The sequence below is a fragment of the Paenibacillus sp. J31R109 genome, from assembly GCF_059692055.1.
Map to the genome: position 1 here is coordinate 54,494 of NZ_JCAUAR010000023.1, position 21,054 is coordinate 75,547.

Consider the following 21,054-nt stretch of genomic DNA (forward strand, 5'->3'; position numbering starts at 1 on the left):
AGGGTTACTTACTTACCTTAACGTAAGCAATGGGGGTTGTGCAGGGCATCTCGCTTGACCTTAGCGAAGGAATCAGTTAAATTGTACGCAAAGCGAATCGTTAGTAGAAATGAGGCCATTATAGCGATGATCATTGGGGTCGGAACGGATTTAGTTGAGATTGAGCGGATAGGCAAAATGCTGGAGGGGTCGTCTGGCGATCGGTTTCTGGAGCGGATTTTGACGCCGGCGGAGCGGGAGTTGGCGCAGAAGCGTCGCGGACGGCTCGCGGAGTTTGTTGCAGGTCGATTCGCGGCGAAGGAAGCGATCGTGAAAGCCATTGGCTGCGGGATCGGAAAGCAGATTGGTTTTCAAGATATCGAAGTGCTGCCGGACCTACTTGGCAAACCCGTCTGCCAGGTGAAAGAGGGGGCTTTGCTGCGGGCAGGTCTTCAGGGCAGTCACCGCATACATATTAGCATTACGCATACTGCGTCAATGGCTGCGGCTTATGCGATTGTTGAGCAGCTGTGACTGTCTGCCTACGGGTTTGGCACTTAAAAGCAAATAGATGGAGTTTCTACAGTTCATTTCAGCCGTTTGAGCCAAATTGGCTGTTTCCGGCGAAAATAGATGCAGAAATGCATCTAATCGTTGAAAAACGTACATATCTCTCAAAATAGCTGGAGAAATGAGACTGTCGATTAATGAATCGAGGCTTAATAAACATGCAACTTAGTGAATTTTTATAAAAATTGTTAGTTTCAGAGGAGGTTGGTTTCTCTTTACAAAGGTACGGTCACATGCGATTTCAAATAAAGGTGTGGCATAACGTTATTTGCTACATATGCATGTTCTGTGAAAATATAGCATTACGAAATAACGCTATTTCGACCAAATGGAGTGGAATTTATCCATTTAGAGTGAAATAACGCTATTCTATAACGTTATTCTCCGTATTCTCTACCTAAACTAATAAATAAGATGTTTTCATAACGCTATTTTGCAAACGAGGTTCATCTCTTATGTCATGGAAGCGATTAGTTATCTCGAGTTGCAGAAGTTCCCGGTTGTTTCTCTCCATTTCAAATGTTTATAGGATATTCAGGATAAACAGTTAATCGACAGTCTCGAAATTCCAGTTAGTTTGGGTTAGCAGTTTGGACTAGCAGTTTGGGTTGGTGTTTGGCTTAGTGCCGCCTACCTCGCCCAAACCTTTAGCATGTACCCGCTCACGAGCAGGCTGATGCCGCCCATCCCCTCGAGAATCACATCCGAATAGCCCAAATACCACACGGCCATCACCGCAGTTAGCGTGAAAAGCCACAAGCCTAAATAAATAAGCGATCTGCCGAGCAGCAGGCCGACCTGAACGAACCCGATCGCGAGTAGGAACGCTCGCAAGATAGGTGCAAACAGCGGACTCACTGCACCGATGGCATCCAATAAAGCAACGGCAGCAACGAGCAGTGCTCCTGGCAGCACTAGAAATATAGGATGCCCCCAGCCATGCTTCACAGAATCCTCCGTATCACTTGTGCTTCCAGGACTCAAGGATTTGCGCATCCCCCAAATCTGGATCAAGCTAGCCACTACAGCGGTGATGAAAGCTGCTTGCTTCAACCAATCCAAATCGCGCCAGTAAAGGGCGAAATCAACTCCAGCGCTAAACACCCACTCGGCGCCCCAAATGAACACAAGGGGAATAAGTCCCTGAGCTTCGCGCAGCCAATCTCTTCTTTTATTTGTTAATTGCTGTTGCCCTGGTTTAGTCAAATTAGCTTGCTTCGACGTTTGCATACATTCACCTCTAGTTTTATGTTCCGAACTTCTCGTATAATGGTACCATATCCATTCATCCATTATAACTTGAACGTGCCCCATAGAGAAGGAGAGCTCATGTACAGCGAAGAACAGAAGATGTATTTTTCTAAGAACCTCTTGGATTGGTACCAGACACATAAACGTGATTTACCTTGGCGTAGAAGTAAAAACCCTTATTATATATGGATTTCCGAAGTCATGCTGCAGCAAACACGTGTGGATACCGTAATTCCGTATTTTCATCGATTTATTGATCAATTTCCAACTGTCGAGGCGCTTGCGACCGCACCAGAAGAAAATGTCCTTAAAGCCTGGGAAGGACTCGGCTACTATTCACGAGCAAGGAACCTTCAATCTGCCGTCAGAGAAGTACACGAACGTTACCACGGAGTTGTCCCAGCGAGTAAAGAGGACATCTCCGCGCTCAAAGGCGTCGGGCCGTATACATCAGGAGCGATCCTGAGCATCGCCTACAATAAGCCTGAGCCTGCGGTCGATGGTAATGTCATGCGCGTGCTTTCGCGTTATTTTCTCATTGAAGAAGACATTATGAAGCCGTCCACACGGACGATTATGGAAAAGCTGGCGCGCGAGCTTATCTTGGACGGAACTGCCAGCGACTTCAACCAGGCGCTGATGGAGCTCGGAGCCATGGTGTGCACCCCACGGTCACCACACTGCTTGACGTGCCCTGTCATGGCACATTGTTCAGCACGTGAAGCTGGCATGGAAGAAGCGCTGCCCATCAAAAAGAAAGCGAAGCCGCCACGTCCTGAGCTGCGCGCTGTCGCACTGATCGAGGGCACTGGCAAGCATGCAGGCAAATGGTTGATCAGACAGCGCCCGCAAGAGGGCTTGCTAGCTCGGATGTGGGAGCTCCCGCATGTCGAATGGGCGACAACGGCTTGGCAGTCTGATGAGGACAACCAGGAGGCACTTCGTGCGGCACTTGCGGAGCAGGAACAGATCGGGATCCAGCCGGAGGCCTGGTTCATGGATACGGAGCATATTTTCAGCCATATTGTATGGAAAATGAAGGTGTATCGCGCGAAGCTTGGCGACGTGAACCGTCCGAGCACTGGGGAGGAATGGATTCCTTTTCATTACCGCTGGGTAGGTCCGGAGGATCTCCAGAATTATGCTTTCCCGAATGTGTTTGTACGGATTATGAGGGAATATCAGGAACGCAATGAAGCGTAAAACGACAGCGTTATTCATAAGAAAGCGACCCGAGGGGTCGCTTTTTTGCATTTCCATTTAAAACAAAATGAATGATATTCCTTTGAAAGGAATATCAATGGAGGAGAAAAGCTGGCGTGTAGATATCGCAGAATACCGTTGTAAACAAACACAAAGGAGTTGATGTGCATGGAATGGTATCTCAAGGTCTTATCGAATTACGTTGGTTTTCAAGGTAGAGCAAGGCGGAAAGAGTATTGGATGTTCGTGCTCTTCAATATTATTATTTCAATTGGTCTTGGTATTATTGAGGCCATAATTGGAACGAATCAAGTGTTGTCCTTTATTTATTCCTTAGCCATCCTTTTGCCTTCACTTGCTGTTGGATTTCGAAGACTACATGACACGGGTAAAAGTGGCTGGTGGCTGTTAATTAGCTTAATTCCCTTAATTGGTGCCATCATTTTGCTGGTGTTTTTCTGTCAGGATAGTGATGCCGACGATAATCAATATGGTCCAAATCCGAAGAGATAGTTTCCCTTACAGCGTACTGAAAAGAAAAGCGGCCCTTTGGGCCGCTTTTCTTTATTATCTTAGCACGATTAGATGGAACACTACCGGATTTCAGCCTTAATGGCTTCGATATTTCTTAATGTGATTAACTTTTTGTCAATGTAAATAAGTTCGTCATCCAGCATTTCCTGAAGTACTTTTGTGACAGATTCACGCACGGTACCTACTAAATTTGCCAGTTGTTGATGCGTGAGCTTCACATCGATAAGAAGACCTGTGGGTGTCATAATGCCGTGCTGTTCGGACAAGCGAATCATCGTCTTGATAATGCGTGAGCGAACGCCTAGGAAAGTCAAATCAAAGATCTGATCATTGGCATGCCGCAATCGCTGCATCGTCGTTTCTAGGAGTTTTAGGCATAGCTTAGGGCTTTTTTCCAAGAATGATGTAAATGACGTGCGGTTTAAGACGTAAAAGGTACTGGAAGCCAACGTTTCGGCGGTTGCTGAACGAGTCATACCACTGCTAAGCAGAGACATTTCGCCAAAAAAATCCCCATCACGGAACAAAGCGAGTGTAATTTCTTTCGCTTCGTCAACGCGGTATATCTTCACGACACCGGATTGGATCAAAAATAGTTCCTCGCCAACATCACCTTCGACAAAAAGAATAGTACCCTTATTCACTTTTTTTTCAGCAAACAAAGGGGCAATTCCGAACAAATCATCTTCAGCGAGCTCTTGAAAGAGGGGAATATGTTGAAGTAATGGAACGATGGTCTTCAAGGATCGTCAACTCATTTCGCTGTAGGGTCATTTACTTCATGGTACAACGCAGATGATTCGACGTAAAGAGTATCGCTCGGCACTGAGTCTAAAGTCTTGATTATTTACCAAAATTTTGCTGAATATGTCGAATAGGGCATTTGCATGGTTATATTTACCCAAACAAGCATTTTGCAGTGAGAATATAATGGACAATAACTTTCAGGAGGTGTAACTCATTGAGTTATAAGAGTGATAAGGGCGAACTAAAAAGAACAGCACGAATAAGTTCACGCTCAGATGAGGAGAAGAAGGTAAGGATGTCAAGCTGCAAACCAAGAAGGAAGAAATCCGCTCCTTGTGTTGTCAAAGTAAGTTTAGAGCAACAAGGAACTCAGGGTCCACAGGGTCCACAGGGTCCACAGGGTCCACAGGGTATTGCGGGTGTACAGGGTCCTCAGGGAGTCGCAGGTGTTCAAGGCCCCCAAGGCATGCCAGGGGTAACAGGAGCTACAGGTGCAACAGGAGCCACGGGGTCAACTGGACACCATGGGCACAAGGGAGATACTGGAGCAACGGGCCCGCGCGGATATGACGGGTATACGGGAGCCACTGGAGCTACAGGCATGACAGGTGCGACAGGAACTACAGGTGCGACGGGACAAACGGGTGCCACAGGTATGACAGGCTCGACTGGCATGACAGGAATGGCTGGGTTAATGGGAGCGACAGGCGCCACAGGAGCCACGGGAATGACAGGAGCCACAGGAAGTACGGGAGCAACGGGAGATCCAGGAGGCCCAACAGGTCCAACGGGCGGAACTGGAGCGACTGGAGCTACCGGAGCTACGGGTGCCACAGGAGGGACAGGATCTACAGGAACGACAGGAGCCACAGGCGATACTGGAGCTACAGGTGATGAAGGAGCAACAGGAGCAACAGGACCCACAGGAAGTACAGGAATGACCGGCATAACTGGAGCGACAGGGGCAACCGGAATGACGGGCATCACTGGAGCGACAGGAGATGAAGGACCAACAGGCGCTACGGGCGCAACCGGGTCGACCGGGTCAACAGGGCCCACAGGAAGTACAGGAGCGACGGGGGCAACGGGAGATGAAGGAACGACAGGTGCAACGGGTGCAACTGGAGGCGTAGGTGCCACGGGAGCCACAGGAGCTACGGGTGCAACTGGGGGAACAGGAGCCACTGGGGCGACAGGTTCTTTTGCGCCAACCTACGGTCAGATCTATAACAATACGGCGCGAAAAATTGATTCGGGTGATAGCATTATTTTTAATAACAATGGAATTTTGGTAGGGATGACGCACATTGTGAACTCTACGGATCTCATTGTAACGACTGCTGGAGATTATAATGTGGTGTACGAGGTTCTGACTAGAACTTATGGTATAGATTCTTCACTGAATAGCGCTTATGCCGTTTTTGTGAATGGCGTTGTTCAGCCTACTACGCAATATGGGATTCATGCTGATGAGGGTATAAGTCTAGATCGTTTAATGACGGGTTCGGCGATCATAACGATACCAGCAATGGGAATTGTCACATTAAGAAACGTTGGGGTAACGGACGATATTCTTCCAGACAACGTGGATGGTGTGACGGTTATTAATGCTTCTCTCCGATTGATCAGATTAAGTTAAGTTAAATCCTCGCATGAAAAAAGCGACCCCTACGGGGGTCGCTCCGCTCATTTCCGTATTACTTCGCTGCGTCGTAACGTTTGCTAACTTCGTTCCAGTTAACTACGTTCCAGAAAGCTGCGATGTAGTCAGGGCGTTTGTTTTGGTAGTTCAGGTAGTAAGCATGCTCCCAAACATCAAGACCAAGAACCGGCGTTTCGCCTTCCATGATCGGGCTGTCTTGGTTCGGCAAGCTGTATACTTTCAATTTGCCAGCTTTGTCAACAGCTAGGAAAGCCCAGCCAGAGCCAAAACGTGTCGTTGCAGCAGCAGCGAAATCTGCTTTGAATTTATCAAAGCCGCCAAGCTCGCTGTCAATTGCAGCTGCTAGTGCGCCTGTAGGTGCGCCGCCAGCTTCTGGTCCGATTGTTTCCCAGAATAGGGAGTGGTTAGCGTGTCCGCCACCATTGTTGCGAACTGCTGTACGGATATCTTCAGGAAGGCTGTTAAGGTCAGCGATCAAGTCATTAAGAGATTTGTCATGAAGAGCTGGATGTTTGTCCAAAGCTGCGTTCAAGTTAGTTACATAAGCGTTATGGTGACGATCGTGATGAATCTCCATAGTTTTTGCGTCGATGTGCGGCTCAAGAGCTTCGTTTGCGTACGGAAGAGCTGGTAGTTGATGTGCCATTGAATAAATACCTCCTAAAAATTATGTAGTTTCAATTTCATTATGAAGGAACACAGCTAATAAAGCAACATTTGTGTTTACTAAGTCGGTAGTCCCTTATATACCGCGACGTTCCATTTCTCGTGTGATTTGATTGTGCATGGCTGTATCTTGCTCATGAAGGTAGGGAGATAAGTCGCTCATGGTTCGGTGGAGTTGAAGTAACTCGATTTCGGTCCATTCTTCCGGTTTCTTGGTGCTTAAAAACTGAAAGTCCGGAATTTCCCGAGGGTACTCGTGTGCTGTTAGTTCATGATCAAGTTCGTTATCTGACATCGATCTCACCTCTTTCTGATTGGAATATCCTCCTATAAGATGGTGTTTTTTCACGTATCTCATACATGCTTTATAGGGTTTCGCCCATATTCTTTATTTTCGTCTTTACGTGTATGCGTACATCAGCTTCCGAGAACGCGTGACCCCACTCATCCTGTACCTGCTCCCAAACCTTGAATTGATAGGCGCGTGCATATAGGCCAAGTCCTATGGGATCAACTTCATGCTCTTGCATTTTGTTTACTAGAGATTTCATTTGCGTTTCTAGCTGTTGATTGATCTCGACTTCAAGCTTAGGTGAATCATTCCTCACATCGAAGGTGAAAGGTTTATCAGTCAATTGAATAGGGATAGAGCATTGGATATCAAAAACGAACTTATTATGCTCGAAGGAGACTTTCACGTCCCTTTTGATACTTAACACATAGAAACTGAGCGCGCCTGTTTCAAAGAACGAATCTCCTTTCTCTTCTGGCAGCTTGACAGTAAAGGATAGAGCACCATTTTTCTCCTTTTGCAGCATGTGAAGAAGTTGGTTCTCTGTATTGTTAATGGTGTAGACATACTTTCCTTTTTTACTCAAAAGCAATGTGCCCGTTGCCACAACTTCCGTATCCTTGCGGAGGTCAGTTAAGTAAGGTGTGATTCCTTTCTCATACATTTGCCGATGAAGGTCAAATAATGTGGTGACTTGTACCAAGTTACGCATATGAGCAGTATCTAGGAGTTTGGCAATATGCATGGATAGTCTCCGTTTATCGGCTGGAGCAAAGTTAATAATCTCCTCGACAGAGCCCTCAACAGCGATCACTCTGGCCGTTTCAGATGTTTTGGGGTCACGATAGAAGACATCCAGCAGCTTAAACCAATCGTCATGTGCCAAGATGCGTTTGCTTATGAGCACATTTTGGATTTTACCAGCGCTAACAAGTGCCGAAGCGCGCGTGTCAAATTCGTTTCGGCTATCCCTTAAGTTAATCGCGGTTACTTTGGTAACTTCATTTTTTTCTTTGGCTTCCTTGTTAAAAACTGGGCTTGATGCATAAATGATGAGGTTATTATCTTTATCCAAATCCAACCCGACCATGAGGACAAGTGACACATTTTCTAAAGGCATTTGATCTTTACAGCTGGATATCCCAATGAAGAAAGCGAAAAGCGGAAATAAAATAAGGCTTGTACGCATCGGTTTCATGGGGAAGACCTCCTTAATCGACGCATGCCTATAAGAATGGCCCACAAGAGCGGCGGTAAAACAAAAGCGATTCCGATTCCGATATTCTGAACAACATCTCTTAAACGCATACTTTCATTCCAACCAGGTCTCCAAACCCATGTGACACCTACTACAAGGGTAAGTATGAGAAGGATGTGCAGTCGAGGCTGTCCTTTGAGCCCAAGTTTCTGTGTACAAATAACGGCAGCATATAGAACAGGAAGGAATGTTCTTATGATAATCAGCAAATAGATGGAGAGGATTAAAATATCAAAGCGTTCCAGAAAACGGAACTCAAGGATTTTAAATAATGAGATGAGCGTATTATGGTATTGTGTGATCTCGTCTGGACTGAAATTGACAAAAGCAAGTAAAGTAAACAGCATGTAAACAAAAAAAGAAGTTGAATTCGCAATTAAGATGCCGAGGGAAGCTGAACTTTTTTTTTCTAAGTAGGGATATAGAAAGAAGGCAATTTCAAACCCGACAAAAGACAGGATGTTGGTTCTTAGCGTTTGTAATATGGGTATCCAGCCATGTTTCAGGATGGGAAGCAAATGAATCCATTGCGCATGTTTGAATAAATAGAGGGAAGTTAAAATTAAGCCGATGGAAAGAAAAAGGATGATTTCCGAATAGCGGCCAATGATGCGGAATCCACCTCTGGCAATCATATAAGCGGGAAGAAGGAAAAGCAGCATGAGTATAGAGACATTCGTTTGCTGCATAATCCAATTCTGAACTAACAGCCCCATACGATTATAAATTAAGAAGATATAGAGGAGGAAATAGCCGACAAACATAACCATTCCTACTTTTCCAACCCATTTTCCAAAGTAGTGATGCAGTAAATCAATAATCGTGCCATTGGGGTGATACCTCATAATTTGAATGATAATCAGGCTGCTGACGATAGAAATAAGCCATCCGATGATGAGAACAATCCACCCGTCGGTTCCGCAGCCCCTCGCAAGATCGCCAGGCAGAGGGATAAGGCCAATGCCAAGTTGAACACTGTGAATAATCAAAATATATTGAAACAGTGTAATCTGATTGCCTTTGCCTGGAATCATGAAGAGTCGTCTCCTTCCTTTTTCATACTGCCATACCGACGTTTTTGAAGCGTTCGTACACTTTTAGGACGGTGAACCATTTTTTTGAGTGGCAAGCGGACGAAAACATCCTTCCAGTCGGCCATTCGCAGCGGTGCTATAGGCGTGCTGTATGCTTCCCCAAGTGATTTTAAACTAATGAGGTGAGCCAGTATGACCATGGCACCTGCGATAATTCCAATGATTCCATATAAGGATGCAAGGGTCATCATCGGAAAGCGAATTAAACGAACGGAAGCCGCCATATCATAATTAGGGAGAATGAAAGAGGCGACAGCCGTAGAGGCAACTACGACGACCATGAGATTGCTCACGATGCCAGCTTCAACCGCTGCTTGCCCAATGACGATACCTCCTACAATCCCAACAGTTTGGCCAACCGGCGCAGGAAGACGGATGCCAGCCTCTCTTAACATTTCGAGCATAATCTCCATGATGAGTGCTTCAATGAAAGGCGGAAAGGGAACCGCCGAACGAAACTCTCCAATGGATAGAATCAAGTCCAAGGGAATTAGTTCATGATTGTATGAAATGCAGGCGATATAAAATGCCGGAAGAAAAGCAGCGATAATACAAGCGAAGAAACGAAGCAGTCGAAAGAAGGTAGCTACGGGCCAACGCGTACTGTAATCATCAATGCCCTGGAAGAAAGCAGCTAGGCCAACGGGGGCAATCAATACACTCGACGATCGATCTACGACGACACAGTATCTGCCTTGCAGGAGTTGAGAAGCGGCCGTATCTGGTCTCTCGGTTGTAATCATTTGCGGGAATAAGGAGAAGGGGTTGTCTTCAATTAACTCCGCAAGCTCCCCTGTATTTAAGATACAATCGATTTGCAAGCTGGAGATGCGGCGCTCTAATTCAAGACGCATCTCTGGCAATGCAATATCTTCTAAATACAAGATGGAAACTTTACTTTTGGTCCTATTCCCGACATAAAGTTCTTTAATCTTAAGCTCACGGCTGGAGATGTATCGACGAATTAAGGCAATATTTTGACTTCCGGTTTCAATAAAGCCTTGATGTGCACCTTTCAGTGAGGCTTCAATTTGGGAATCTTCAATGGCTCGCTGTGGCCAGCCTTGGGTTTCTAAGGAAAAGGCATGGGCTTGGCCATCAATAAAAAGAATACTGTAGCCTCGCAAAACTGAATTTTCTACGCTTTCCCATGAAAGGAGGCTTTTGATTTGTCCTAAGGCGACAGGCAATTCGTCTCTGTCATCCTCAGTCGTGTAAAACATGAGTTCGTGGAGGACGTTGTTATTGATGGCGTTTTTATCCACTAGCCCATCTAGATAGACAAGAGCTGCTGGCGCTCCTGATTGTTTATAAGTAAACGTGCGAACGATTAAATCAGGCGTATCGCTGAAAATCGTGGCGAGGTGCTCTATATTTGCCAGTAGGTTAGGGGAAATTTCGGCGATTTCTGGTGCAGGTGCTTCCAGATCATGCTCTGAGCTGATCTCGATCAACCGAGATGCGGTCTTAAATAATCGGCGGATTAATTCCATGTGCACCATCCCATAAATTCTCAATTTCATGATGCTGTCTTTCATTGTTCCTTGACTTACGATATTTTATGCGCATTCAAGTCTGATGCACATGGTGCTAGGAGAGGTCTTACGAACTAAGCATATTGTGTGGTAATTTGTTGAAAACGCTTGCATTTAAGCGCTTTCAAGAGAAAAAACGAAAAAAACAAAGTTTTTTGTGAATTTCACCACATTTTTAGCAGGATTTCGAGTTTTTTTGTCGTATTTACTTCTTTACCAGAAAATTAATCTCTACAAATTAATATGGAATTGGGAGAGAACCGTATGCATGTTCGTTCATTTCAGCTAGGTGATACCTCTTCGGTTAAAGAACTTCTAGAAGACGTTCTGTCGGAAACCTGCTATGAGGAGACGATTGAAGCCTTCGCTCGTCAGCTATCGTGGGACACGGAGCTCGTATTAATCGCTCAGGAAGAAGAGCAAGTCGTAGGCATGATTATCGGCACGATTGATAATAACAATGGCTACTACTATAGGATCGCAGTCGCAACAGCATATCAACGTAAGGGTATTGGCAAAGCTTTGATCGAGGCAATGAAGCAGCGGTTTCTCGGGCGGAATGTAAAGAAAATTATGGTGACCGTAGATGTTCACAATGAAATGGTGCTGCCTGTGTATGAGTCCGCTGGTTATAGCGCAGATGACTTTTCCAGAGCAGCTCATCGGCTGAGTATTGTAAAGAAAGTAAGCGTCTAGTCGTTTACTTGGGGCATAATCCATAAATAAATAGGTTTGCCTTAAAGGAAGCATATCTGTGCCGCCATTGCAATTGGGGGTCAGATATGCTTTTCTTAAAATATGAGAAAAATTTCTAATCGATTTACTTCGAATCAGAAGGTAAGATAGTCATAGTTTCGTACGTTACGGCAGCCATTTACAGAGGAGCTTTGAACATGAATAATTTCACGCCGTATGTGATAAAAAGCTTCAAACACGACGGGCACCTACATCGCATGTGGTTGACGAATTGGCGGGTTCCTCCTGAAATGCTCCATGAAGAGCATCAGAAACAAGGCATGATGGTGTTCATCAATAGCCAGACTAAGATTCAAGAGGCGGACGGCAAGGAATGGGTCAGTCGCATTCCAGGAGTTTCTTTCTTTATTCCGAAAATGTGGTTTAACATCGTGGCACTTATGGAGGAGACCGGTGTGCGTTATTACTGTAATGTCGCCTCTCCCTTGTATGTGAATCAGCACATCCTTACCTATATTGACTATGATTTGGATGTTATTCGCTTGCCGGATCGGACCGTACATATTGTAGATCAAGAAGAATATGAGCGTCACAAACTCGTGTATCATTACTCGCCGCTTGTCGATACGAAAGTGAAGGCAGGACTTGCAGCGCTGCTCGCGCTAGTGAATGCGGACAAGCCTCCTTTTCAAGATGACTTGGTGATCCATTATTATGAACAATGGGAAAAGTTTAAGAGTGGAGGCGGTTGAATGAGCTTCTTCGTAGAACGAGAAGATTCGAATAAAGCAGTTTCTGCGCAAGGGCATGTACAAGAAACGAAAAGTTTTACGCATGAGCTGTGGGATTGGACGAAATCCATTCTCGTAGCTCTTCTTGTTGTTATCCTCGTTCATCAATTCGGCTTCAACCTTTCGACGGTTCGTGGTCATTCGATGGATCCGACACTCCGGGAAGGTGAGTGGCTGTTTGTGAATAAAGCCATCACGTATCTGAAGGCACCGAAGCGAGGAGACATCGTTATTCTGGAGGAGCCGGAGAAGTTGGCGTTACCCCGACACCCGTTGCTGGTCAAAAGGGTGGTTGCAGTCGCCGGCGATGAGGTTCAGGGTCGTGCAGGGGTACTATACGTAAACGGTGACAAAGTGACGGAGCCGTATGCGGATACGCCCATCGAAGATGGAGACTTTGGACCGACAGTTGTCGGACAAGGACAAATCTTCGTCATGGGCGATAATCGCCATCGATCGGCGAGTGCGGATAGCCGCATGTTCGGGGTGATACCGACCAGTCTTGTCCAAGGTCGGGCGGAATTTGTGCTTTGGCCGTTCGAGATGGCCGGAAAGCTATAAGTGTAACTATACTAGTGGAATGAAGAGAGAGGTGAGCGGGTTGACGGTTTCCCTGGCAGCGCATATAGATTGGCGACAATTGCAACAAGAGATCGTGGAAGCCGCGCCCTCTCTTGGGATAGATAAGATCGGCTTCACCTCCGCGGAGCCATTTCACGCATTGAAGGATATCCTTCTCCGCCACAGGGAGAAGGGCTTCGAATCCGGCTTCGAGGAGCCGGATATCGAGAAGCGGGTCCACCCCGAGCTGAGCTTCGACGCACCGCGGTCGATTATATCGATCGCGGTCGCGTACCCGTCGAAACTGGCCAACCCGCCCCGATCCGAGCCGGGGGCGTATCGGGGCATGATCTCGCGCTCCTCGTGGGGGAGCGACTACCACGACGTGCTTCGCGATCGGCTCGCGAAGCTGGAAGCCTTCATCGCCCAGCGCGTGCCGGGGGCGAGATTACAAAGCATGGTCGACACCGGTGCCCTCGTCGACCGCGCCGTAGCCGAACGTGCCGGCATCGGCTGGAGCGGCAAAAACTGCGCCGTCATCACCCCCGAATGGGGATCGTGGGTATATTTGGGCGAAATGATCACGAACATCCCATTCCAATCCGATATATCTATCATGGACCAATGCGGAGACTGCACCATTTGTATCGATGCCTGTCCCACAGGGGCGCTAGTCGGCCCAGGGCAGCTCAATTCGAGTCGCTGCATCTCCTTCATCACACAGACCAAAGGGTATGTGGATGACGAGTACAAACGTAAAATCGGCAACCGACTTTATGGCTGTGATACGTGCCAGGTCGTTTGTCCGAAGAACAAGGGGATGAACTGGACGCATCATCCCGAGCTTACGCCTGACCCCGAGAAGGTCAAGCCGCTGCTCATTCCCTTGCTCACGATGTCGAACAAGGATTTCAAAGAGCAGTACGGACGCATCGCTGCGTCCTGGCGGGGCAAAAAGCCGATCCAGCGCAACGCGATCATCGCGCTCGGGAATTTCAAGGACCGCAGCGCGGTGCCGGTCCTGAGCGAGCTGCTGCGGAGCGATCCTCGCCCGGAGATCCGGGCTACCGCAGCGTGGGCTTTAGGGCGAATCGGCGGTGAGGAAGCTTTCGCCGCGTTAGAGCGAGCTGCTGCGACGGAGCAAGAACCACAGGTGCAGCAGGATCTAGAGAAGGCCATCGCAGCACAGAACGGCCAAGCAGTGGCCGTACAGGAGGAATAAGATGAAGTTGCCTCAGGAGATCCAGATGCTTTCTTATACGGAGATGGATTCTCCGATCGGTCCTCTTGTTCTCGTGGCATCCCCACAAGGGTTGTGTAAGGTGGAGTTCGGCAGTTATGAGAACAACCGAGCGCAACGTGAGCAATGGGCTAGCCGTTGGTATGGTCAGTATGAATTCAAAGAGAGTGCCGAGCAATTGGCATCTATCGCGCAGCAGTTGACGCAGTATTTTGGCGGAGAACGCGAGGACTTTGAAGGAGAAATAGACTTACACGGAACGGATTTCCAAAAGCGTGTGTGGCAAGCGTTACGAACCATCCCCTATGGAGAGACAGCGTCCTATAAGCACATTGCTGAAGCGATTGGTTCTCCGAAGGCTGTAAGAGCTGTAGGCGGCGCGAATAATCAAAATCCTATTCCCGTCATCATTCCGTGTCATCGTATTATTGGCGCGAACGGCGATCTTGTAGGCTATGGCGGAGGGCTTCCGACCAAAGTGCACTTATTAGATTTGGAACAAATGAGACAACGAACACGGCTAACCTAGACGTTTAACAACTACAACATGTGGAGTGAATCCTATGAAATATGTACATTTGGATTCTGTGGAGCCTGGTCAATATCTGGGACGTACGATTTACGCCAGTAATGGGGCTATTTTGCTTTCGGAGAATGTGCAATTAACCGTATTTATGATCAATACGCTGAATCGAATCGGTGTGACGATGATTTATATCAAGGACCCGAACCTAGCGGATGTGGAAATTCCGGAGATCCTTTCGGATGAGACGAAGCGGCTTGTGATGACCCAAATGGGCCAGACATTCGCGGCGATTCAGTCGGGTAAAGAGTTTAATTCGCGCAACGTCAGCATGACCATTAATACGCTGCTGGACGAGATTATGAAGAACCGAGATGTCCTTGTGCAGTTGAATGATATTCGGTCTCAGGACAATCAGATGTACATCCATGCCATGAACGTGTGTATGATGTCCGTGCTGATTGGGATGAATGTGGGGATGAATGCGACACAGCTGAAAGAATTGGCCATAGGCGCACTTCTGCACGATATAGGCAAAGTGGAGTTATTAACCGACGATGAGTCGGAGGATCCGCGTAGACATCATACCTGGCGTGGGTTTGAGTTGTTGAAAAGCAAGCGTGAGTTCAGTCTGCTTATTGCACATGTAGCCTTCCAGCATCATGAGGAATTAAATGGAGCGGGTGTTCCTAGGGGGCTCATGAGTGAGGACATACATCTCTATGCTAAAATAACTGCCGTTGCCAATATGTACGACAACTTGCTCTTTGATATGTCATCGGGGAGCCGCAAGCTGCCGCATGAAGCTTGTGAATATATGCTGGCGCTCGCGGAGACGAAGCTGGATCGTGATGTTTTGATCCAATTTTTGAAAATTGTCTCGATCTATCCAACAGGTACATCGGTTCGATTAACGAATCGCGAGACTGGCGTTGTCGTTGGTCAGCACAGAGGGCTTCCTACGCGGCCGATTATTCGGATTGTGAAGCAGGATGCGACGGATAAAGTACTGGAGATCAAAGAAATCGATCTAGCAAAGGAAACCACTTTGTTCATTGAGCAGGTACTTTAATTTGTAAACCGTTGAACAGTAATGATATGATAGAACAAGCATTCTATTCTAAATAAGTACAAGCAGGGGGCACAGGTTATGTGGAGTTATATCATTCCCATTCTCACATTGATTGCTGGTTTGGTTGGCGGATTCTTTATTGGTGTATTCTATCTAAAGAGACAACTGGAATCCATGCAGAACAATCCTGAGATGCTGGCCAAAATGGCGAAGCAAATGGGCTACAACATGAATAAACAACAATTGAATAAAGCACAACAAATGATGAAGAACCAGAACTTCAATCAAAAACGGAAATAAGAATTAGGGTGGAGTGGTAGAGAAGATGGCATCCATCGACTATAAAAATGAGTTAGTTGCGGAAAATCGCGAGCAGATTGAGAAGCATGTTCGTGAGATTTTGCGTTTAATTGGTGAAGATGTAGATCGCGAAGGTTTATTGGACACACCAGCACGTGTCACGCGCATGTATGAGGAAATATTCGCAGGTTATGCAGCGGATCCTCGGGAAGTTCTAGGGGTTACCTTCGATGAGCAGCATGAAGAGCTGGTTATCATCAAAGATATCGTCTACTACAGCCAGTGCGAGCACCATATGGCCCCTTTCTTTGGCAAAGTTCATGTCGGTTACCTCCCAAGCGGTAAAGTAGCGGGTCTTAGCAAATTTGCCCGGTTGGTTGATGTCGTAACACGCAAGTTGCAAGTACAAGAACGCATTACTTCTGAAATTGCTGACATCCTATTTGATGTGCTGAAGCCGCATGGTGTTATGGTTGTCGTTGAAGGCGAGCATATGTGTATGTGTGCAAGAGGCGTGAAGAAATACGGCAGTCAAACCGTAACTTCCGCAGTACGCGGCTCCTTCCGTAAAGACGCTACACTGCGTTCGGAATTTCTATCCCTATTAAAATAATAAGAGCACCGGGGAATGTGCACAAAGACAATGGTCTTGTGCATCATTCCCTTTTTTCACTTGTGCGAGAACTTATGCTTGTTGGGGCATGGAGAATATAGTATCCTTTTAAATTAATAATCTTGCTGCATCGGGAGTTCGAATAGTGTCTATCGTACATGCTCTCGCATAAACTGATAGCAGTGTGAGGAACGCTTGAACAGCAGGATACAGATGAGAACGGCGCCCTACAGCGCTAGAGGGCTAGAGGAGGCAAGCATATGAACAACATACGGAAATTTCGGCCTGGTGAGGCAGCTTCCTCAAAATGGAGTGAAGAACGCGATGAGTTTGAACGGGATTATGCGAGGTTGATTCAATCGCCAACCTTTCGGCGTCTACAAGGGAAGTCTCAAGTGTTCGGAGCTGGCTCGGGAGATTACTATCGGACACGTCTGACCCACTCCTTGGAGGTCGCGCAGATTGCTCGGGAAGTTGCGAAGCGTTTGGAACGGACCAATCCTTTTTTAAGCAAAAGAGAGCATCCAGGTCTGATCATCGATCCGACCGTGGTCGAATGTGCATCGATTGCGCATGACTTTGGCCATCCACCTTTTGGACATAAGGGCGAAGAAGTACTTAACCATATCCTCATGAAGGATCATGGCTTGAAATATGAGGGCAATGCGCAAAACTTCCGAATTCTCATGTTTCTAGAAAAGCGAGCGGGCAGCGAGAGCGGCCTAGACCTGACGGCGGCTGTGCTTCTAGGTATCAATAAGTATCCTTTTTTGATCGAGGAAGAGGGGCGACTCAAGGGTGTCTATGGGGCAGAGTGGGACGTCATTCAGGAGCTGCGTGACATTTGGAAAATGCCTGTGGGCTGCTCCACATTGGAAGCGCAATTGATGGACCTCTGCGATGATATTGCGTATTCTACGCACGATATCGAGGATGGCATTCGAGCAGGCAAAATCCAAATGAACGCTACCTTCTTCGAGGATCAACGCTTAATTCGACATCTTGTGATGGAGATACTGAATGACCCCAATCAGCATAAGTTCGGATGGGAACAGGTTGATATTGAACAAATGGTGCGCCGCGTGTTGCACGATTATTTGGAGCAATGGGAGCTCATCTTTGCAGAATGCAACCGTGAGGAATCACGGACGCGGAGAGAGATGAAGGCGCGCTGGGTCAGCTCTTTTGCTTCGAGGCTGGATATTATTGACGACACGGATCGCGGTTGGAAGAAAGTCGCCCTCGTCAAAGACGGTGCGGAGGACATGGATCTGCTACGCACGATGGAAATTCTCAAGAAGCTAGCGTGGGTTACGCTGATTAAGGATTTCCGAGTCTTGCGCTTGCAAAAGCGGAGCGAGATCATCGTTGAGCGACTATGGGATAGCTTCATCCATAAGGACAAAGGACAGTGGATCATCCCGACGGACTGGATCGATAGCTACGAGCGGCGAAGCAGCAACAGCAATTGGAGCTGGCCGCGCTTTGTCGCGGACTACATCTCGGGCATGACCGACGCCTACGCGGAGAAGGTCTATGCGGAGCTGTTTGCGAGTAAATCCGGCTCGATTTATGAGATGGATTGAGTGAGTGGGAACAAACAGGCGATTAAAGGGAGCGTTAGCATTTATGCGACGCTCTTTTTTGGCTTTTGGCGAAGGGGGAGCTGTTTGCTCGTGCTGTAACTCGAATATTTCGAGTTACAGAGGCAGTGAGGCTGCTTTTTCATGCTGTAACTCGAATATTTCGAGTTACGGAGGCAGCAGCGCTGCTTTTTCATGCTGTAACTCGAATATTTCGAGTTACGGAGGCAGTGAGGCTGCTTTTTCATGCTGTAACTCGAATATTTCGAGTTACGGGGGCAGCGAGGCTGCTTTTTCATGCTGTAACTCGAATATTTCGAGTTACGGAGGCAGTAGCGCTGCTTTTTCGTGCTGTAACTCGAATATTTCGAGTTACGGGGCAGCAGCGCTGCTTTTTCGTGCTGTAACACGAATATTTCGAGTTACAGAGGTAGCGGTGCAGCTTTTTCATGCTGTAACTCGAATATTTCGAGTTACGGAGGCAGCGGCGGTGCCTGCTAAAACGCAAAAAAATACCGACCTCATGAGAGGTCGATTTTATAGGGAGGAGGGAATACCAGCGTTAACGTGCTCGGATGCGGCCGGTGGTTCGATGCTGCTGAGGAAGTCCAGGGTGCGGCTCACATACGTTTTAGGCTCAGCACGGTACAGAAGCTCATGCTGCGCGTTAGGAAGAATCCATAGCTTAGAGGCGCTATTATGCTGCTGTTTGAACATTGTCTCGACTAAGACATGGGGAGCTTTATTATCATTGGTGCCGTGAATCATAAAGATGGGCATCTCATAAGACGTTGTGGTTACTTTGGTGTAGGGAACGTCCTTCAAGCTTACGCCATTTAAGAGAGGGAAGAAGAGACGGACAAGCGGCAGAGAAGGGTATTTAGGCAAGTGTACGATTTGATTAATATTTTGATAAAGGGTGTCCGAGTTCAGTAGAAATGTACTGTCTAGGATCATCCCTGAAATATCCCCTTTTTGCTGTAGAGCTGTCTGCAAGGCAGTACCTGCCCCCATAGAAAAGCCCCAGATATAGATCGAACCGCCAGTGGACTGCTTGATGTAATCAATGGCTCCGAGCAGTTCCTTGGATTCTTGAACGCCGCCAGTCATAAGGCGAGCACTGTTCGTATTGACGTAGCCATAGTCGAACATGAGAACGTTGTACTGCTTTTTATGAAGCTCACGGGCCAAGGTGTAGAGAGGCACCCAAAGTTCTTCACGATTTCCGCCATAGCCATGAGAGAAAATAACGGTTTTACTTGATTCAGCAGCTGGGATGAACCAGCCATTCAAAATAGCTTTACCATTTTGACTTGGGAAGGACACATCGGTGTAAGGTAGTCGAACAGCCTTCATTGGATTCGAATGCAAAGGCTCAATGTTAGGTCTTGCTAAGTTCCAAGCTATATACGCATGGAAAATGAGCATGATGGAGGTGCAGACCAGCAATAAGGCCAAAAGTATTGTGGTGATTAGTCTTTTTCTACGTAAAAAAGGTTGTGTGATCACCTGGTCAAGCGTGGGTTGAAGTGATCCTGTTACAGGATTTAGAGTGGTTGTAGACATCGTTAAAGCCTCCCTCCATGATGAATGTGTATGTGTAATGCCGCTAGGTAGTGGTGTAAACTTAGAAGGGAGAGTTAATTATTTAAATATTCTGAAAAGTATTTCTATACTCTTATAGTATTATGAATGCGCTTTCAAGTCAATGTGGATGCGGCATTTGTAAGCCTTTTGTAACGGTTCTGTAATAATGGGAAAATGAGGTGTTTGACCTTTACGGTTCCATCTAGTTTGGTTATACTGGACATAACAAGGTTTCATATAGTGAAACAGTTTGGCTCATGGAAAGTGGTGTTCATGGATGGAAGATGGCAAGCTGACCGTGCGTGCTGTTGAGCGCGCTTTAGATATTTTGCTTTGTTTTACCGGGGCATCGGAGTTGACGCTAACCGAGATTGCTACACGTGCTCAGCTTCATAAAAGCACGGTGCACCGCCTTCTAGCCTCACTAGAAGGCAAGGGCTTCATCATGCGCGATGAAGCGACAGATAAGTATCGACTCGGCTACCGTTTATGGGAACTGTCCGCCAACTTGTCCAAAGAGGGCGATCCAGGCATCATCCTGCTTCCGGAGATGGAACGACTGCGCGATGTCCTCGGCGAGACGATCTCACTGTACGTGCAAGACGGCCTGGAGCGCGTGCGCATCCAAGCTGTGCAGAGCAACCATGCCATTCGCCGTGTTGCCCCTGTAGGGGCGCGAATGCCGCTTTACGTCGGCGCCTCGAGCAAGGTGCTCGTCGCCTTTGCTGAGCCAGGGCTGCTGGAGCAGCTGCTAACCTCGGCCGATTGGCCGACGGGGTTAGGCACGCAGGCGTACCTGCAGCAGCTCAGCGATACAAGGCGCGCGGGCTTCGCCACGAGCGTCGAAGAGCGCGAACCCGGCGCGGCGGCTGTGTCCGCGCCGATCCTTGACCGCGGCGGCCGACTGGTGGCCGCGCTGGCGGTCTCGGGTCCAGCAAACAGGCTCACGCTGGAGCTGATGCAAGAGCAGGCGCCGACGATTATGGAGGCGGCGAGGCGGATGGGAACGATGCTGCGTTAAGCGGCATCGTTTTTTTGTTGGCGAGGGAGCTCCTCACCAAAAACCTGCAAAACTACACCCTTTTTCCACGCTACTCTCACCAAAAATACAAAAACCTGCGAAACTACATCTATTCAACAAAAAAATCACCCAAATCCGATGAAGTCTCCAAAATACCTGCATAATCTCCTAGGCCCCCTAATGAAACTGGAGTCTTCCTACCCATTTTATTAGAATAGGGATAAGGGAGATGATCCGGTATGGGGAAAAGGTTAAAAGAAGAAGAGCGTCTTAAA

General features: G+C 47.4%; 22 protein-coding genes. 14 read left to right on the forward strand and 8 right to left on the reverse strand.

Features of this window, described 5'->3' with window-relative positions:
• Positions 1 to 126: 126 nt before the first annotated feature.
• On the forward strand, positions 127 to 513 hold the full coding sequence (gene acpS, locus AC58QT_RS31945) for a holo-ACP synthase (RefSeq protein ID WP_497412538.1): 387 nt from the start codon (positions 127 to 129) through the stop codon (positions 511 to 513).
• A 666-nt stretch (positions 514 to 1,179) separates the two neighbouring features.
• Here the strand turns inward: acpS and AC58QT_RS31950 are convergent.
• Complete coding sequence (locus AC58QT_RS31950) at positions 1,180 to 1,779, reverse strand: hypothetical protein (protein ID WP_497412539.1); 600 nt, start codon at positions 1,777 to 1,779, stop codon at positions 1,180 to 1,182.
• A 99-nt stretch (positions 1,780 to 1,878) separates the two neighbouring features.
• On the opposite strand from AC58QT_RS31950, the gene mutY reads away from it, so the two are divergent.
• Entirely contained in the window at positions 1,879 to 3,003 is a 1,125-nt protein-coding gene (mutY, locus tag AC58QT_RS31955; protein ID WP_497412540.1) for an A/G-specific adenine glycosylase, read from the forward strand.
• 168 nt (positions 3,004 to 3,171) lie between these two features.
• Positions 3,172 to 3,516 (forward strand): DUF805 domain-containing protein, encoded by a 345-nt coding sequence (locus AC58QT_RS31960; RefSeq protein ID WP_497412541.1) that lies wholly within the window; start codon positions 3,172 to 3,174, stop codon positions 3,514 to 3,516.
• Positions 3,517 to 3,596: 80 nt separating this feature from the next.
• On the opposite strand, the gene AC58QT_RS31965 is transcribed toward AC58QT_RS31960, so the two are convergent.
• Positions 3,597 to 4,280 carry a Crp/Fnr family transcriptional regulator gene (locus AC58QT_RS31965; RefSeq protein WP_497412542.1) on the reverse strand — a complete coding sequence of 228 codons (684 nt, stop codon included), beginning with the start codon at positions 4,278 to 4,280 and terminating at the stop codon, positions 3,597 to 3,599.
• A gap of 299 nt (positions 4,281 to 4,579) precedes the next feature.
• Between AC58QT_RS31965 and AC58QT_RS31970 the strand changes: the two genes are divergently transcribed.
• A complete protein-coding gene (locus AC58QT_RS31970; RefSeq protein WP_497412543.1) occupies positions 4,580 to 5,923 on the forward strand; it encodes a collagen-like domain-containing protein in 1,344 nt (447 codons plus the stop codon).
• A gap of 58 nt (positions 5,924 to 5,981) precedes the next feature.
• Here AC58QT_RS31970 and AC58QT_RS31975 read toward each other — a convergent pair whose 3' ends face one another.
• The 5 genes from AC58QT_RS31975 to AC58QT_RS31995 form a co-directional block, all read right to left on the reverse strand.
• Positions 5,982 to 6,593 (reverse strand): superoxide dismutase, encoded by a 612-nt coding sequence (locus tag AC58QT_RS31975; protein ID WP_477589195.1) that lies wholly within the window; start codon positions 6,591 to 6,593, stop codon positions 5,982 to 5,984.
• A gap of 96 nt (positions 6,594 to 6,689) precedes the next feature.
• Positions 6,690 to 6,908, reverse strand: a complete 219-nt coding sequence (gene yfhS / locus AC58QT_RS31980; RefSeq protein WP_497242617.1) for a mother cell protein YfhS — start codon at positions 6,906 to 6,908, stop codon at positions 6,690 to 6,692.
• 70 nt (positions 6,909 to 6,978) lie between these two features.
• On the reverse strand, positions 6,979 to 8,103 hold the full coding sequence (locus AC58QT_RS31985) for a Ger(x)C family spore germination protein (RefSeq protein ID WP_497412544.1): 1,125 nt from the start codon (positions 8,101 to 8,103) through the stop codon (positions 6,979 to 6,981).
• The gene (locus tag AC58QT_RS31990) at positions 8,100 to 9,197 is read right to left on the reverse strand and encodes a GerAB/ArcD/ProY family transporter (protein ID WP_497412545.1); all 1,098 of its coding nucleotides are present in this window, start codon (positions 9,195 to 9,197) and stop codon (positions 8,100 to 8,102) included. Before AC58QT_RS31990 ends, AC58QT_RS31985 begins: the two co-directional genes overlap by 4 nt.
• Positions 9,194 to 10,780, reverse strand: coding sequence for a spore germination protein (locus tag AC58QT_RS31995; protein WP_497412546.1), 1,587 nt, complete (start codon positions 10,778 to 10,780; stop codon positions 9,194 to 9,196). Before AC58QT_RS31995 ends, AC58QT_RS31990 begins: the two co-directional genes overlap by 4 nt.
• 276 nt (positions 10,781 to 11,056) lie before the next feature.
• Here AC58QT_RS31995 and AC58QT_RS32000 point away from each other — a divergent pair, with 276 nt between their 5' ends.
• The 9 genes from AC58QT_RS32000 (at position 11,057) to AC58QT_RS32040 (ending at position 18,174) form a co-directional block, all read left to right on the forward strand.
• On the forward strand, positions 11,057 to 11,488 hold the full coding sequence (locus AC58QT_RS32000) for a GNAT family N-acetyltransferase (RefSeq protein ID WP_310502161.1): 432 nt from the start codon (positions 11,057 to 11,059) through the stop codon (positions 11,486 to 11,488).
• 197 nt (positions 11,489 to 11,685) lie between these two features.
• Positions 11,686 to 12,240, forward strand: coding sequence for a DUF402 domain-containing protein (locus tag AC58QT_RS32005; RefSeq protein WP_497412547.1), 555 nt, complete (start codon positions 11,686 to 11,688; stop codon positions 12,238 to 12,240).
• Entirely contained in the window at positions 12,241 to 12,840 is a 600-nt protein-coding gene (gene lepB, locus AC58QT_RS32010; protein WP_497412548.1) for a signal peptidase I, read from the forward strand.
• Between the two features lie 19 nt (positions 12,841 to 12,859).
• On the forward strand, positions 12,860 to 14,062 hold the full coding sequence (queG, locus tag AC58QT_RS32015; protein ID WP_497412549.1) for a tRNA epoxyqueuosine(34) reductase QueG: 1,203 nt from the start codon (positions 12,860 to 12,862) through the stop codon (positions 14,060 to 14,062).
• Between the two features lies 1 nt (position 14,063).
• Entirely contained in the window at positions 14,064 to 14,609 is a 546-nt protein-coding gene (locus AC58QT_RS32020) for a methylated-DNA--[protein]-cysteine S-methyltransferase (RefSeq protein ID WP_497412550.1), read from the forward strand.
• A 34-nt stretch (positions 14,610 to 14,643) separates the two neighbouring features.
• Positions 14,644 to 15,675 carry an HD-GYP domain-containing protein gene (locus tag AC58QT_RS32025; protein WP_310502166.1) on the forward strand — a complete coding sequence of 344 codons (1,032 nt, stop codon included), beginning with the start codon at positions 14,644 to 14,646 and terminating at the stop codon, positions 15,673 to 15,675.
• A 78-nt stretch (positions 15,676 to 15,753) separates the two neighbouring features.
• Positions 15,754 to 15,975, forward strand: a complete 222-nt coding sequence (locus tag AC58QT_RS32030) for a YneF family protein (RefSeq protein WP_310502167.1) — start codon at positions 15,754 to 15,756, stop codon at positions 15,973 to 15,975.
• 25 nt (positions 15,976 to 16,000) lie between these two features.
• Positions 16,001 to 16,588 carry a GTP cyclohydrolase I FolE gene (gene folE / locus AC58QT_RS32035; protein WP_310502168.1) on the forward strand — a complete coding sequence of 196 codons (588 nt, stop codon included), beginning with the start codon at positions 16,001 to 16,003 and terminating at the stop codon, positions 16,586 to 16,588.
• 260 nt (positions 16,589 to 16,848) lie between these two features.
• Positions 16,849 to 18,174 (forward strand): deoxyguanosinetriphosphate triphosphohydrolase family protein, encoded by a 1,326-nt coding sequence (locus tag AC58QT_RS32040; protein WP_497412551.1) that lies wholly within the window; start codon positions 16,849 to 16,851, stop codon positions 18,172 to 18,174.
• Positions 18,175 to 18,708: 534 nt separating this feature from the next.
• Here AC58QT_RS32040 and AC58QT_RS32045 read toward each other — a convergent pair.
• Positions 18,709 to 19,737, reverse strand: a complete 1,029-nt coding sequence (locus tag AC58QT_RS32045; RefSeq protein WP_497412552.1) for an alpha/beta hydrolase — start codon at positions 19,735 to 19,737, stop codon at positions 18,709 to 18,711.
• Between the two features lie 298 nt (positions 19,738 to 20,035).
• Between AC58QT_RS32045 and AC58QT_RS32050 the strand changes: the two genes are divergently transcribed.
• Positions 20,036 to 20,779: an IclR family transcriptional regulator gene (locus AC58QT_RS32050; RefSeq protein ID WP_310502171.1), complete on the forward strand. Its 744-nt coding sequence runs from the start codon at positions 20,036 to 20,038 to the stop codon at positions 20,777 to 20,779.
• Positions 20,780 to 21,054 lie beyond the last annotated feature (275 nt).